Raw genomic sequence first — 13,061 nt, 5'->3', positions numbered from 1 at the left:
GGTCCCCTCATACGGCTGATCCCTCGCGCCCTCGCGGTCTCGCGGCGTCAACCGCGTGCCCGGCCCCCGGGGTCCCCCGTCGGGAGTAGTCGCCCCAGCGCCCGGCCGGGGCGCGAACCGTGCCACGGGCCTGCCACCGGCCGCTTTTCCTCTCCGCAGTGCAGTCCGCCGATTTCGGAGAGTAGTTGTGGCACGCCGCGGCACGCATCAACCCTCACGAAGGGTTATGGTGGAAACCCCCCCTCGGGCCGGTCCGTATCCCCCCCACGGACCGGCCCGTTTTCTCTTTTCCCCGGGCGCCGTCAGTTCCGGGCGGCCCAGATGTTGGTTCCCGCGGTGTCCACCGCGAAGGCGTCGATCTCCGTCAGCTCCTCATCGGACAGCGGCGGTGCGGTGAGCGCGGCCACGTTCTCCTCGAGCTGGCGCACGCTGCTCGCGCCGATCAGCGCGGACGTCATACGCGGGTCGCGCAGCACCCACGACAGCGCCAGCTGGGCCAGGGACTGGCCGCGGCGCTGGGCGATCCCGTTCAGACCGTGGAGCCTGCGGAGCACGTCGTCGGAGAGGAGGCCGGGGTCGAGCGACTTGCCCTGCGCGGCCCTCGAGTCCTCCGGGATGCCGGTCAGGTACTTGCCGGTGAGCAGGCCCTGGGCGAGCGGCGCGAAGGAGATGCAGCCCATGCCCGCGTTCTCCAGGGTGTCGAGCAGATTGTCGCCCTCGATCCAGCGGTTGATCATCGAGTACGAGGGCTGGTGGATGAGGGCGGGGACGCCCATCTCCTTCAGCAGCCTGGCCGCCTCGGCCGTCTGCTCCGCGTTGTAGGACGACACGCCGACGTAGAGCGCCTTGCCCTGCTGGACGGCGGACGCCAGCGCGCCCATCGTCTCTTCCAGCGGGGTGTGCGGGTCGAAGCGGTGCGAGTAGAAGATGTCGACATAGTCGAGGCCCATCCGCCACAGCGAGGCGTCCAGCGACGACAGCAGGTACTTGCGGGATCCCCATTCGCCGTACGGGCCGGGGTGCATCAGATACCCGGCCTTGGTGGAGACGAGCAGCTCGTCCCGGTACGCGGCGAAGTCCTGGGCGAAGAGCTTGCCGAAGTTCAGCTCGGCCGAGCCGGGCGGGGGGCCGTAGTTGTTCGCCAGGTCGAAGTGCGTCACGCCCAGGTCGAAGGCGCGGCGCAGGATCGCGCGTTGCGGCTCGAGCGCGCGGTCGTCGCCGAAGTTGTGCCACAGGCCGAGGGAGATCGCGGGGAGCCTGAGCCCGCTGTGTCCGCTGCGGCGGTACTCCATGGCGTCGTAGCGGCTCTCGGCGGCACGGTAGGTGGAGCGGGAGCGGGGCGAATGGGGGGAGGAGCAGGGGGAAACGTTCACGCTTCTCTGCTTATCACGGACTTGTGACAGACCGGGTTGGGCCCCTGCGGGGGGTGCCAAGTAACCTGACGGCATCGGGAGCAGCCGCAGCACGTGAGAGGCGTGCAGCGCGGCGGGCCGGGAGCCACGAGGATGGTGCGTGGCCGGCCCGGACGGAACCGAGAGGGTGGACTACGTGAACCTGCGCGACCTGGTGTACGGCCTCTACGAGCGCCGTGTGGAGGGCCGCCTCGACCACGCCCAGGTGCCGAAGCACATCGGCGTCATCCTGGACGGCAACCGCCGCTGGGCGAAGGCGTCCGGAGGCACGACGGAGCAGGGTCACAAGGCGGGCGCGGACAAGATCCACGAGATGCTCGGCTGGTGCGCCGAGACCGACGTCGAGGTCGTCACCCTCTGGATGCTGTCCACCGACAACCTGGACCGGCCCGAAGGGGAGCTGGTCCCGCTGCTCGGCATCATCGAGAACGCGGTGCGCGGGCTCGCGGCGGACGGCCGCTGGCGCGTCCACCATGCCGGCACCATGGATCTGCTGCCCGCCCGCACCCAGGCCGTGCTCAAGGAGGCCCAGCAGACCACCGCCGGCAACAAGGGCATACTCGTCAACGTCGCCGTCGGCTACGGCGGGCGCCAGGAGATCGCCGACGCGGTGCGCTCGCTGCTGACCGAGCATGCGGCCAAGGGCACCACGTTCGAGGAGCTCGCGGAGATCGTCGACACGGATCTCATCGCCTCCCACCTCTACACCCGTGGCCAGCCCGATCCCGACCTGGTGATCCGCACCAGCGGCGAGCAGCGGCTCTCGGGCTTCATGCTCTGGCAGAGCGCCCACTCCGAGTACTACTTCTGCGAGGTCTTCTGGCCCGCCTTCCGTAAGGTCGACTTCCTGCGCGCCCTGCGCGACTACGCGGCCCGTCACCGCCGCTACGGCAGCTGACCGGCGCACGCGCCGTACGTCGGCGTGCCTCCGAAGGGCACGCGGAGACACCTCCGGATGGCTCAACCAGCTCACCCGTAATGTCTGTTCTGTTGCCTTTCGGGTGGTTTTCCTTCGTTCCGCTTGCCATGCCCTTGCCCCCTGAAGCGGTGATTTCAGGCCGAGAGCCGCTCCCTGGCCCCGTCCTGTGCGGGCCCGCCGGGCCTGAACCGCCCGGCCCGCGCGTTCATGGTCATGGCCTGTTCATCGACGCTTCGTCATATGCCCTGGCATGGCGGCGCATGTTCGAGGGAATATTGCTTCCAGGTCGACATCCGGACAACAGGCCGGATGCCGTTCTGCTGCGGGTGGCGCCGAGCCGCCCGCCCGGGAGGCCCTTTGCGCCAGGACGACCGTGCGTTCGGCACGGAAGGAACGGAGGGCCGGTGCCCGGCCCGCGCATCGCGGCCGGACACCGGCCCCGTCTCCCCGCCTCCGGTGGGGGGACCTCCAACGCGCGACGTCGTCGCACCCCGATCTCAGCCGAGGGGGTACGTCCTTCCGTGGTGAACAGCACTAAGCGCCGCATGCCCGACAGGCGCACATACGTTCTCGACACGAGCGTTCTGCTGGCCGATCCGAACGCCATGGCCCGGTTCGACGAGCACGAGGTCGTGCTCCCGATCGTCGTGGTCACGGAGCTGGAGGCCAAGCGGCACCATCCGGAGCTCGGCTACTTCGCCCGGCAGGCGCTGCGCCTGCTGGACGACTACCGGATCCGGTTCGGCCGGCTGGACGCACCCATCCCCATGGGCGACCTCGGTGGCACCCTCCGCGTGGAGCTCAACCATTCGGACCCCGGTGTGCTCCCCGCGGGCTACCGGCTGGGTGACAACGACTCGCGGATCCTCGCGGTGGCCCGGAACCTCCAGGCGGAGGGGTATGACGTCACCGTCGTCTCCAAGGACCTGCCCCTGCGGATCAAGGCCTCGTCCGTCGGTCTCCTCGCCGAGGAGTACCGGGCGGAGCTCGCCATCACGGACTCCGGCTGGACCGGGATGTCCGAACTGGCGATTTCGGCCGAACAGGTGGACCTTCTCTTCGAAGAGGAGACCCTGTATCTGCCCGAGGCCGCCGAGCTGCCCGTCCACACCGGTCTGGTGCTCCAGTCCGAGCGCGGGAAGGCGCTCGGGCGGGTCACGGCCGAGGGGAACGTACGCCTGGTACGGGGCGAGCGGGAGGCCTTCGGTATTCGCGGGCGCAGCGCAGAGCAGCGCATCGCCCTCGATCTGCTGCTCGACCCGGAGGTCGGCATCGTCTCGATGGGCGGCCGGGCGGGCACCGGAAAGTCGGCGCTGGCCCTGTGTGCCGGCCTGGAAGCGGTGCTCGAGCGCAGGCAGCACCAGAAGGTGATGGTGTTCCGCCCGCTGTACGCGGTCGGCGGGCAGGATCTCGGCTATCTGCCGGGCACCGAGGCCGAGAAGATGAGCCCGTGGGCGCAGGCGGTCTTCGACACGCTCTCGGCGGTGGCCGGCCGTGAGGTCATCGAGGAGGTGCTCAGGCGCGGCATGCTCGAGGTGCTGCCGCTCACCCATATCCGTGGGCGCTCGCTGCACGACGCCTTCGTCATCGTCGACGAGGCCCAGTCCCTTGAACGGAACGTCCTGCTGACCGTTCTGTCCAGGATCGGGGCGAATTCCCGGGTCGTCCTCACCCACGATGTGGCGCAACGGGACAATTTGCGCGTGGGTCGCTATGACGGAGTCGTCGCCGTGGTGGAGAAGCTGAAGGGGCATCCGCTGTTCGCCCACGTGACGCTCACCCGTTCGGAGCGCTCTCAGATCGCCGCGCTGGTGACCGAAATGCTCGAGGATGGAGTTACCTGACAGAGGCTGATCCGTATTGATGGATTTTGGCCGAAGTGGGCAGAGTTTGATCAGGTCTGATCTGGTCTGCTTCGGTTGTCCGTCAAGGTAGTTGGCGCCGCCCGGCGAAGCGAAGAACCTTAGCCGGGCGGCGCTGTGCTGCGCGGGTGTTTCCGTAAAACCCGTGGGGCAAACGGGGTGTGAGCTATCCCACGTAACGAGGAATTGCCTTGCGCCCTCGCCTTCCGGCAGAGTCTTGCTTCCGTCAGGCCCCGCATACGGCACACCTGCATCCTCAGGGATGCGGAAACCAGACAACTCAACAGACTCCGCCGTATGCCGCCCGAGCACCACGCGGCGCTCCCGCAAGGGAGTTGCCCACCGGGCCCGCGCCCCCCGTGACCTAGCAAGTAGGGGTGCCAGTGTCAGGGGCACGATTGCGTCCGTGAGGTCACCTGTGCGGGCGCTGCTGGAAGGAAACCGTGTGAGCCGGATTTCGGTCCGGGGATTCGCGGTGGCATCTGCCACTGCGGTCACCACTGTCGGCGCCGTCGTTGGCGTGGCCTCGGGTACCCCGCAGACCACGGACAACGACTTCGAGGCCTCTGCCGCGGACGCGACGCTGCTCGCGGACATCCCCGTAGGCGAGCAGGCCCAGGTGCAGGTCGCGTCCCTGTCGCAGCAGGCTGACGCACAGGCCGCCGCTGCGGACGCGGCTGCGAAGAAGTCGGCGGAAGAGTCGGCTCGTGTCCAGGCCGCCAAGGACGCCGAGGCGAAGAAGAAGGCCGCCGACGAGAAGGCCGAGCGCGAGGCTGAGGCACGCGCGAGCGCAAGCCGTTCCGCCGTCCGCTCCGCCTCCAGCTTCGCGAAGCAGTCGTCGTACACCGTGGCCGAAGTCCAGGCGATCGCCCGCCAGATGATGCCGGGCGACCAGTTCCAGTGCTTCAGCAACATCGTGGACCACGAGTCCAGCTGGAACTACCACGCGGACAACCCCACCTCCGATGCCTACGGCCTGGTCCAGGCGAACCCCGGCTCGAAGATGGCCTCGGTCGCCCCCGACTGGCAGACCAACCCGGCTACCCAGATCAAGTGGGGCCTCAACTACATGAACGAGCGCTACGACAGCCCCTGCGGAGCCTGGTCGTTCTGGCAGGCCAACCACTGGTACTAGGCCCTGCGGCAGTAGCTCTCAGCACTCTGGAACCCCCCGCCGTCCTATGGCGGGGGGTTTCGTGCGTGTACGGTCGTGGCGGACCCCGGGGGGAGAGGGAAGCGAGATGTCGAGAATGCCAGGGTGGCTGCGCCGGTTGGGCACCGGGCTGAACCGCTGGGGTGAACGCCTCGAAGAACGGCGGGCGGCCGCCGTCCGGGACGACAACGGCCTGATCGTCAACGGCGGTGCCCCGGACGGCGGCAGTGCGGAGCCGGCGGCTCAAGGCTCAGCCGCGCCGGCGGACCATGTGCCTCCGCCCCCGGCGTACGCACCCGCCGTCGCCGCCAAACCCGACCCTGTCTCCACCATCCCCTGGGGCATGCGCGTCGCTGCCGAAGCGGGCTGGCGGCTGCTGGTGCTCGCGGGAACGCTCTGGGTGCTGATGCGGGTGATCAGCGCCGTTCAGCTGGTGGTGCTGGCCTTCGTCGCCGCCCTGCTGATCACCGCGCTCCTCCAGCCGACCGTGACCCGCCTCAGAAGGCTGGGCCTGCCACGCGGGCTCGCCACCGCCGTCACCGCCGTTCTCGGCTTCGTCATCATGGGACTGGTCGGCTGGTTTGTGGTGTGGCAGGTGCTGGACAACCTGGACAATCTCGCCGACCGGGTCAAGGACGGTATCGAGGAGCTCAAGCAGTGGCTGCTCAACAGCCCGTTCCATGTGACCGAACAGCAGATCAACGACATCGCCCAGAACCTCCAGAACACCATCGGCACCAACACCGAGGAGATCACCTCCGCCGGGCTCCAGGGCGTGGGCGTGATGGTCGAGATCCTCACCGGGATGCTGCTGGCGATGTTCTCCACGCTCTTCCTGCTCTACGACGGGAAGCGCATCTGGCAGTGGACCCTGAAGCTGGTCCCCGCTCAGGCGCGGCCCGGTGTCGCCGGGGCGGGCCCGAGGGCCTGGCGGACGCTGACCGCGTATGTGCGCGGCACGGTGGTGGTCGCCCTGATCGACGCGATCTTCATCGGCCTCGGCATCTACTTCCTCGATGTGCCGCTCGCCGTCCCGCTCGCGGTGTTCATCTTCCTGTTCTCGTTCATCCCGCTCGTGGGTGCGGTCGTGTCGGGCGCCCTCGCGGTCATCGTGGCGCTGGTCACCCAGGGCGTGTTCACCGCGCTGATGGTGCTGCTGGTCGTGCTGGCCGTGCAGCAGATCGAGGGCCATGTGCTCCAGCCGTTCATCCTCGGCCGGGCGGTACGGGTCCACCCCCTCGCCGTCGTGCTCGCGGTCGCCGCGGGCGGCCTGACGGCAGGCATCGGGGGAGCGGTGGTGGCCGTACCGCTGGTGGCGGTGACCAACACGGTGGTCGGTTATCTGCGCTCGTACGCCCAGGTGTACCCCGTCCACCAGGGCCCGGCACCGCACGGTGCGACGGCCATCGAAGTGGCTCCCACTCCGCCGCCGTTGCCCCCGACCGCTCCGCCGCCGACTCCTCCGCCCGGGGACCGGGCTTAGGCCGTGTGTGAGAACTCCGGCCTGGCTCGCGACGCCTGGCACGCGCACTCGCTGCGTTGTCGAACCGTCCGAGTACGCCCGGTACGAGGACGACCTCCCCCTGCCTCCGGCGGGGGAACCCCCACCGCCTTGCGATGGCACGCACCGGACGCCGCGAGCCCCGCCCTCCGGGCGGACGACACCAGTTCTCCGACACGGCCTAAGCCCTGCCTGGGGGCTCGCCCCCGCCCGGAGCAGTTCGGTCACATCGGGGCCCCTCGTCGGGGCCGGGTGTCCCCGCACGGTACGCGGACACAGCAGGGCGCCCCCACCGGCTCGATGTCCCGAACCGGGCGGGGGCGCCCTGTGTGGTGGTGCCTGTACGGACTCAGCCGCCCATGACGGCTTCGGCCTCCAGCGTCGTGCCGACCGCCTGGATCACCGAGGCGATCTTGAAGGCCTCCTGGATGACGTCGCGCTCGACGCCCGCCTTGCGGAGCACCTGCTCGTGCGAGTCGAGGCACTGGCCGCAGCCGTTGATCGCGGAGACGGCGAGTGACCACAGCTCGAAGTCGGTCTTCTCGACACCCGGGTTGCCGATGACGTTCATCCGCAGACCGGCGCGCAGCGTCCCGTACTCGGGGTCCGACAGCAGGTGCCGGGTCCGGTAGAAGACGTTGTTCATCGCCATGATCGCGGCGGCAGACTTGGCGGCGGTGTACGCCTCGGCGGACAGGTTGGCCTTGGCCTCCGGCTCCAGCTCGCGCAGCACGATCGGCGAGCGCGAGGCGATCGCGCAGGCCAGCACCGTGCCCCAGAGCTGCTGCTGGGGGAGCTCGCTGTTGCCGATGACCGAGCCGAGGTTCAGCTTGAGGTCCTTGGCGTAGTCCGGCAGCGCGGACTTCAGCTCATCGAGGGCCATGCTCACTCACCGGCCAGCAGCTTGACCGCGTCCAGGGTGTCCTCGCCCTTGGACCAGTTGCAGGGGCAGAGCTCGTCGGTCTGGAGCGCGTCGAGGACCCGCAGGACCTCCTTGGGGTTACGGCCGACGGAGCCGGCGGTCACCATCGTGAACTGGATCTCGTTGTTCGGGTCGACGATGAACACGGCACGCTGCGCGAAGCCGTCCTCGCCCTCGATGCCGAGGTCGCGCATCAGCTCGTGCCTGGAGTCGGCCAGCATCGGGAAGGGCAGGTCACGCAGGTCGGCGTGGTCCTTGCGCCAGGCGTGGTGGACGAACTCGGAGTCGCCGGAGAATCCGAGGACCTGGGCGTCACGGTCGGCGAACTCGTCGTTCAGCTTGCCGAAGGCGGCGATCTCGGTGGGGCAGACGAAGGTGAAGTCCTTGGGCCACGCGAAGACCACCTTCCACTTGCCCTCGTAGGACTTGTGGGTGATCTGCTCGAACTCCTTGCCGCTCTCCAGCGAGACGCAGGCGGTCAGTTCGAAGGTGGGGAACTGGTCACCGACAGTGAGCACGCGCTCTCCTTGCAATGGGAGGCCCTTTGTGGGGGCTCCGTGGGTTGGACGGAGCATCAGCCTGTCACGGCGTGATCAATAGGGGGAAATTGAAGATGCCGACCGCATTGATAGCCATGTCCGATAGCCGAATCCCGATCACCGATGAGTGCATTGATCGTGGGGACGGTTAGACTGGCACGCTGCGATCGGGGTTGCTTATCAGTGGCGGGGTGGTGAAGTGGTGGTACACGGGGTGGGTCGGGGCAAACAGCCCAGTCTCGCGCAGCTTCGGGCCTTCGCCGCAGTGGCCGAGCATCTCCACTTCCGGGACGCCGCCGCCGCGATCGGGATGAGTCAGCCCGCGCTGTCCGGTGCCGTGTCGGCGCTGGAAGAGGCGCTCGGGGTGCGGCTGCTGGAGCGTACGACCCGGAAGGTGCTGCTGTCCCCGGCCGGGGAGCGGCTGGCGGTGCGGGCCAAGGCGGTGCTCGCCGCGGTGGGTGAGCTGCTGGAGGAGGCCGAGGCCGTACGGGCGCCGTTCACCGGGGTGCTGCGGCTGGGGGTGATACCGACGGTGGCGCCGTATCTGCTGCCGGCGGTGCTGCGGCTGGTGCGCGAGCGGTATCCGGCGCTCGACCTCCAGGTGCACGAGGAACAGACCTCGTCGCTGCTGGAAGGGCTCGGGGCGGGACGACTCGATCTGCTGTTGCTCGCTGTGCCGCTCGGGGTGGCGGGGGTCACCGAGATCCCGTTGTTCGACGAGGACTTCGTGCTGGTCACGCCACAGGAGCACTGGCTCGGCGGTCGCGCGGACATCCCGCGCGAGGCGCTGCGGGAGCTGCCGCTGCTGCTGCTCGACGAGGGGCACTGCCTGCGCGACCAGGCACTCGACATCTGCCGTGAGGCCGGACGGGTGGAGAGCGCCCCGGTCACCACCACCGCGGCGGGGCTGTCCACGCTGGTCCAGCTGGTCGCGGGAGGTCTCGGTGTGACGCTGCTGCCGCGCACCGCCCTCCAGGTGGAGACCGGCCGCAACGACCGCCTGGTCACGGGGTACTTCGCCGACCCCGCACCCACCCGCACGATCGCCCTGGCGATGCGCTCGGGAGCGGCCCGCCAGGGCGAGTTCGAGGAATTCGCCGTCGCGCTCCGGGAGGCCCTCGCGGACCTCCCGGTGCGGGTCGTACCCGACGGCGACTGAGCCGGAGAGCACCTGGCCCACCCGGTGCTCACTCCGTGCGCAGCCCCTCCGGCCGCATCATCCGCAGCAGCGGCGGCAGGCTGAGCAGCGTCACCAGCAGCACGACCCCGGCGCCGAGCCCCGTCATCGTCGCGACCGTCGCCCAGTCGATCGCGACCGGCACCGCGACCATCTTCAGCAGCACCGCCCCGAGAGCCACGCCCACGGTCGTGGACAGGAGCAGACCGAGCATGACCGGAACGGCCGTCTGCCACAGCACGGACAGGCTCAGCGTGGAGCGCCGGGTCCCGAAGGCGAGCAGCGCCGCCAGCAGCTTCTTGCGTTCGCGCAGCTGCTCAAGCTGGGAGACCAGCAGGCTCGCGCCGATCAGCAGCAGGACGCACGCGGCCCCGACGAAGAGCCCGGTACGGATCGACGCGAAGCGGTTGGCCTGCACGCTGGTCTCGACGTGGAACGGCGTCATCATCGGATCGGCCTTGAGGATGGCCGTACGCGCGTGCTCGATGGCGTCCGGCACCGACCTGTCCAGCTGGACGTAGATGGTCGCGAACTCGTCCGAGGTCAGGCCACGGGGCGCCGCGCCGGTCGTGGCCAGGATGCCGCTGCGCTTGACGCCGGTCGGGTCCTTGCGGCTCGCGACCTTCTTCGTGGACGCGGGCAGCGTCCAGGCGATCGGGCTGGTCCCTTCGTCACCGTAGATGCGCCCCGTGTAGAGCTTCTTGCCGGGCCAGGAGAGGGCGTCGTCCTCCGGAACGAGGCCGCCCGTCAGGACGAAGGTGTCACCGTCCTCGCAGGACGGGAGGGTCGCGAGCTCGCGCAGTGCCGGGCAGCTGCCGACGGTCAGGGTGACGGACCGTTCAGGGTTCTTCGGGGTGAGCGCGGCATCGGACATGAGGAGCGAGGTCGCCTTGGCGACCCCCTTGGTCTGCCCGATCCGCTCGGCGAGGACATCGCTGCGGGCGGCGGCCCCGGTTGAGGACGGAACCAGCACGTCGATCGCCGCACGGTTCGGGTCGGCGCCGGTGATCCTGGTGTACGAGCTCTCCACGCCGGCGAACACCATCTGGAGCGCGATCGCCCCGGCGACGGCGACGCCGATCCCGTTCACCAGCCGGGCTGCGGATCCGCTGTTCAGCTGGAGGCGCCGCACGGCCAGTTGCCAGGACACGGAGCCGGCGCCGCCGAGCCGGGTGACGACCGTTTCGACCAGCCACGGCAGCAGCGCGGTGATGCCGAACAGCAGCAGCACCACTCCGCCGATGACCTGCCACTGGCTGAACTCGCCGCTTTCGTTGCCCTGTCCGACCATCGGGTACAGCAGGGCGAGGCCGGCGACCGGTGGCACCAGCCGGAGCACGATCCGCCGTCGCGGTGGCTTCGCCGTACGGACCACGCCCAGGGGTTCGATCACCACACTGCGCAGGGCGAACAGGGTCACCATGACGGCCGCCGCGGGTACGGCGAGGGCGACCAGCGCCGCCAGCCAGGGCGCGGGGGTGATGTCCGAGGGGAAGACGCTCACCTGGTACCAGTCGATCCCGGCCGCCGACTGGCGGGCCGCGGCGAAGAAGCCGGCGCCCAGCACCAGACCGACGAGGGACCCCGCGAGAGCCTCACCCGCCGCGATCCGGTGGGTCATCCGGGCGTCCGCACCGACCAGCCGCAGCGCGGCGAGGCGGCGGTCGCGACGCTCACCACCGAAGCGCACGGCGGCGGCGATGAACACGGCGACCGGCATCAGCAGGGCGACGAAGACCAGCAGGACGAGCAGGGTGAGGATCGGGTCCAGCGCCTCCGGTTGTGCGGAGTTGTCGAATCCGGTGACCCTGGGCACCTTCCCGTCCACCGGCTTCAGGGTGCCGTCGCCCGCGTAGTAGATGAGCTCGCCGGGACCGACCAGGCCCTCGTCCCCGATGACGGAGGTGATCCGCTGGTCCAGCCGCTCACGCAGCAGTGCGCCGTCCTTCGACTTCAGCAGGGCGTTGAGCGCGGGGGATACGGCCATCTCGCCGTCCCCGGGGAACTCCCGCAGCCCGGGTGGGAGGGGCGCGTCCGGTCCCTCCGGCTTGAGGAGCCTGCCGTAGACCTCGTCGTCGTGGAAGCGGGTGTCGGCCTCGGCGATGAGCAGGGTGTCCCGCCCGGGCGCTTCTGCGGTGGGCGCGGTCGCGTCGCTCCGGGCGTCGGTGCGCGCGTCCCGCGCCGCCATCGCGTTCGGGATCGAGGCGGTGACCAGCAGGAGCGCCGCACCGAGGCCCACGCCGACACCGGTGAGCAGGGTGCGGGTCCAGCCTTCCCGGCCGCCGCTGACCGCGAACCTCGCTCCCATGAGCAGGTCGCGGATCCAGATCCGTGCGGTCATATGGCCCGCTCCATGTCCCGTGACTTGCCGTCGCGTACGACGATCTCGCGGTCGGAGTAGGCGGCGACCCGCGCCTCGTGGGTGACGAGCACGACCGCGGCGCTGGTGGACCGGGCCGCGTCCGTGAGGAGTTGCATCACCCGCTCGCCGTTGAGGGAGTCGAGCGCTCCGGTCGGCTCGTCCGCGAAGAGCACCCGCGGGCTGGTGACGAGTGAGCGGGCCACGGCGACGCGCTGGCCCTGGCCGCCCGAGACCTCCCCGGGGCGCTTGGCCGCCAGCTCGGCGACCTCGACGCGCTCCATCCACTCGAGCGCGGTGCGTTCGGCGTCCTTGCGCCGGGTGCCGTTCAGCCGCAGCGGAAGCGCCACGTTCTCGACACAGGTCAGTTCGGGCACCAACTGCCCGAACTGGAAGACGAAGCCGAACTCGCCGCGGCGCAGCGCGCTGCGCCGCGCGTCGTTCATCGCGGACAGCTCACGGCCGTTGTAGGTGATGGTGCCCTCGTCGGGGGTGACGATCCCCGCCAGGCAGTGCAGCAGGGTCGACTTTCCCGAGCCCGACGGGCCCATCACGGCGACGACCTCGCCGGGGTGGATGGAGAAGTCCGCGCCGTCGAGCGCGTGCGTGGGCCCGTACGCCTTGCGCAGGCCGTCGGCGACGAGGAGAGAACCGGCGGGGGTCATGCGGTGACCGCCTTCGCGAGCTGGTCGAGACGTGCGCTGGTCAGCTCAAGCCAGCGCAGATCGGCCTCGAGGTGGAAGAGTGCGTGATCGCAGATGAGCTGGTCGGCGAGGTCGCCCCGGCGCTTGCGGTCGGTGAGTATGCGCATCAGCCGCAGATGCTCCGAGCGCTGGGAGTCCAGCAGCTCGGCCGCGCTGCGGCCGGTGAGCAGCGCGAGGACGACCTTGGTGTAGAGGGTCGACTGGAGATACGGCTCCGGCTTCTCGGGCGACGCGAGCCAGCGACCGACATCGGTGATGCCCGCCTCGGTGATCGCGTAGCGCTTGCGCTCGGGGCCGCCGCCGGCCTCGATGCCGTCGACCTCGACGAGGCCGTTCTTCAGCAGGCGCGACATCGTCGAGTAGACCTGCCCGTAGTGCAGGGGCCGGTCGTGACCGAACTTCTCGTCGAAGGTGCGCTTGAGGTCGTAACCGTGGCGTGGGCCGGACTCCAGGAGCCCGAGGAGGGTGTGACCGATGGACATGCCGACGACTCTACACACCACGTATACACGC

11 protein-coding genes are annotated in these 13,061 nt (G+C 69.7%); 5 read left to right on the top strand and 6 right to left on the bottom strand.

Annotated features, from left to right (window positions below; translation table 11 throughout):
* Nucleotides 1-302: 302 nt before the first annotated feature.
* Complete coding sequence (mgrA, locus tag ACFV6V_RS15640) at nt 303-1,373, bottom strand: L-glyceraldehyde 3-phosphate reductase (protein ID WP_385564604.1); 1,071 nt, start codon at nt 1,371-1,373, stop codon at nt 303-305.
* A 175-nt stretch (nt 1,374-1,548) separates the two neighbouring features.
* Here mgrA and ACFV6V_RS15635 point away from each other — a divergent pair, with 175 nt between their 5' ends.
* The 4 genes from ACFV6V_RS15635 to ACFV6V_RS15620 all read left to right on the top strand — a co-directional run bounded on the left by ACFV6V_RS15635 (nt 1,549) and on the right by ACFV6V_RS15620 (nt 6,829).
* A complete protein-coding gene (locus ACFV6V_RS15635) occupies nt 1,549-2,310 on the top strand; it encodes an isoprenyl transferase (protein ID WP_385564797.1) in 762 nt (253 codons plus the stop codon).
* 542 nt (nt 2,311-2,852) lie between these two features.
* A complete protein-coding gene (locus ACFV6V_RS15630; RefSeq protein ID WP_385564602.1) occupies nt 2,853-4,175 on the top strand; it encodes a PhoH family protein in 1,323 nt (440 codons plus the stop codon).
* Nucleotides 4,176-4,638: 463 nt separating this feature from the next.
* Nucleotides 4,639-5,328: a transglycosylase SLT domain-containing protein gene (locus ACFV6V_RS15625; protein ID WP_385564599.1), complete on the top strand. Its 690-nt coding sequence runs from the start codon at nt 4,639-4,641 to the stop codon at nt 5,326-5,328.
* A gap of 106 nt (nt 5,329-5,434) precedes the next feature.
* A complete protein-coding gene (locus ACFV6V_RS15620) occupies nt 5,435-6,829 on the top strand; it encodes an AI-2E family transporter (protein ID WP_385564596.1) in 1,395 nt (464 codons plus the stop codon).
* A 367-nt stretch (nt 6,830-7,196) separates the two neighbouring features.
* Here the strand turns inward: ACFV6V_RS15620 and ACFV6V_RS15615 are convergent, their stop codons facing one another.
* Nucleotides 7,197-7,730, bottom strand: a complete 534-nt coding sequence (locus ACFV6V_RS15615) for an alkyl hydroperoxide reductase (RefSeq protein WP_361280438.1) — start codon at nt 7,728-7,730, stop codon at nt 7,197-7,199.
* A 2-nt stretch (nt 7,731-7,732) separates the two neighbouring features.
* The gene (locus ACFV6V_RS15610) at nt 7,733-8,287 is read right to left on the bottom strand and encodes a peroxiredoxin (protein ID WP_385564593.1); all 555 of its coding nucleotides are present in this window, start codon (nt 8,285-8,287) and stop codon (nt 7,733-7,735) included.
* A gap of 220 nt (nt 8,288-8,507) precedes the next feature.
* Here ACFV6V_RS15610 and ACFV6V_RS15605 point away from each other — a divergent pair, with 220 nt between their 5' ends.
* The gene (locus ACFV6V_RS15605) at nt 8,508-9,467 is read left to right on the top strand and encodes a LysR substrate-binding domain-containing protein (RefSeq protein WP_385564590.1); all 960 of its coding nucleotides are present in this window, start codon (nt 8,508-8,510) and stop codon (nt 9,465-9,467) included.
* 28 nt (nt 9,468-9,495) lie between these two features.
* Here ACFV6V_RS15605 and ACFV6V_RS15600 read toward each other — a convergent pair whose 3' ends face one another.
* Genes ACFV6V_RS15600 through ACFV6V_RS15590 form a run of 3 tightly spaced genes read right to left on the bottom strand, consistent with a single transcriptional unit; the run spans nt 9,496 to nt 13,030 of the window.
* Nucleotides 9,496-11,826 (bottom strand): FtsX-like permease family protein, encoded by a 2,331-nt coding sequence (locus ACFV6V_RS15600; RefSeq protein ID WP_385564587.1) that lies wholly within the window; start codon nt 11,824-11,826, stop codon nt 9,496-9,498.
* Nucleotides 11,823-12,509: an ABC transporter ATP-binding protein gene (locus ACFV6V_RS15595; RefSeq protein ID WP_385564584.1), complete on the bottom strand. Its 687-nt coding sequence runs from the start codon at nt 12,507-12,509 to the stop codon at nt 11,823-11,825. The genes ACFV6V_RS15600 and ACFV6V_RS15595 overlap by 4 nt, the downstream gene beginning before the upstream one ends.
* Entirely contained in the window at nt 12,506-13,030 is a 525-nt protein-coding gene (locus ACFV6V_RS15590) for a PadR family transcriptional regulator (RefSeq protein WP_385564581.1), read from the bottom strand. The genes ACFV6V_RS15595 and ACFV6V_RS15590 overlap by 4 nt, the downstream gene beginning before the upstream one ends.
* Between the last annotated feature and the right edge of the window lie 31 nt (nt 13,031-13,061).

The sequence above is a fragment of the Streptomyces sp. NPDC059828 genome, from assembly GCF_042731955.1.
Taxonomy (GTDB): Bacteria; Actinomycetota; Actinomycetes; order Streptomycetales; family Streptomycetaceae; genus Streptomyces.
The sequence above is the reverse complement of the archived record's forward strand: the minus strand, read 5'-3'. Positions and strand labels throughout refer to the sequence as shown.

Bases quoted from the DNA above. Each gene is read 5' to 3' on its own strand.
- ACFV6V_RS15620 (WP_385564596.1), top strand. From the start codon at position 5,435: ATGTCGAGAATGCCAGGGTGGCTGCGCCGGTTGGGCACCGGGCTGAAC.
- ACFV6V_RS15590 (WP_385564581.1), bottom strand. From the start codon at position 13,030: ATGTCCATCGGTCACACCCTCCTCGGGCTCCTGGAGTCCGGCCCACGC.
- ACFV6V_RS15615 (WP_361280438.1), bottom strand. From the start codon at position 7,730: ATGGCCCTCGATGAGCTGAAGTCCGCGCTGCCGGACTACGCCAAGGAC.
- ACFV6V_RS15595 (WP_385564584.1), bottom strand. From the start codon at position 12,509: ATGACCCCCGCCGGTTCTCTCCTCGTCGCCGACGGCCTGCGCAAGGCG.
- ACFV6V_RS15600 (WP_385564587.1), bottom strand. From the start codon at position 11,826: ATGACCGCACGGATCTGGATCCGCGACCTGCTCATGGGAGCGAGGTTC.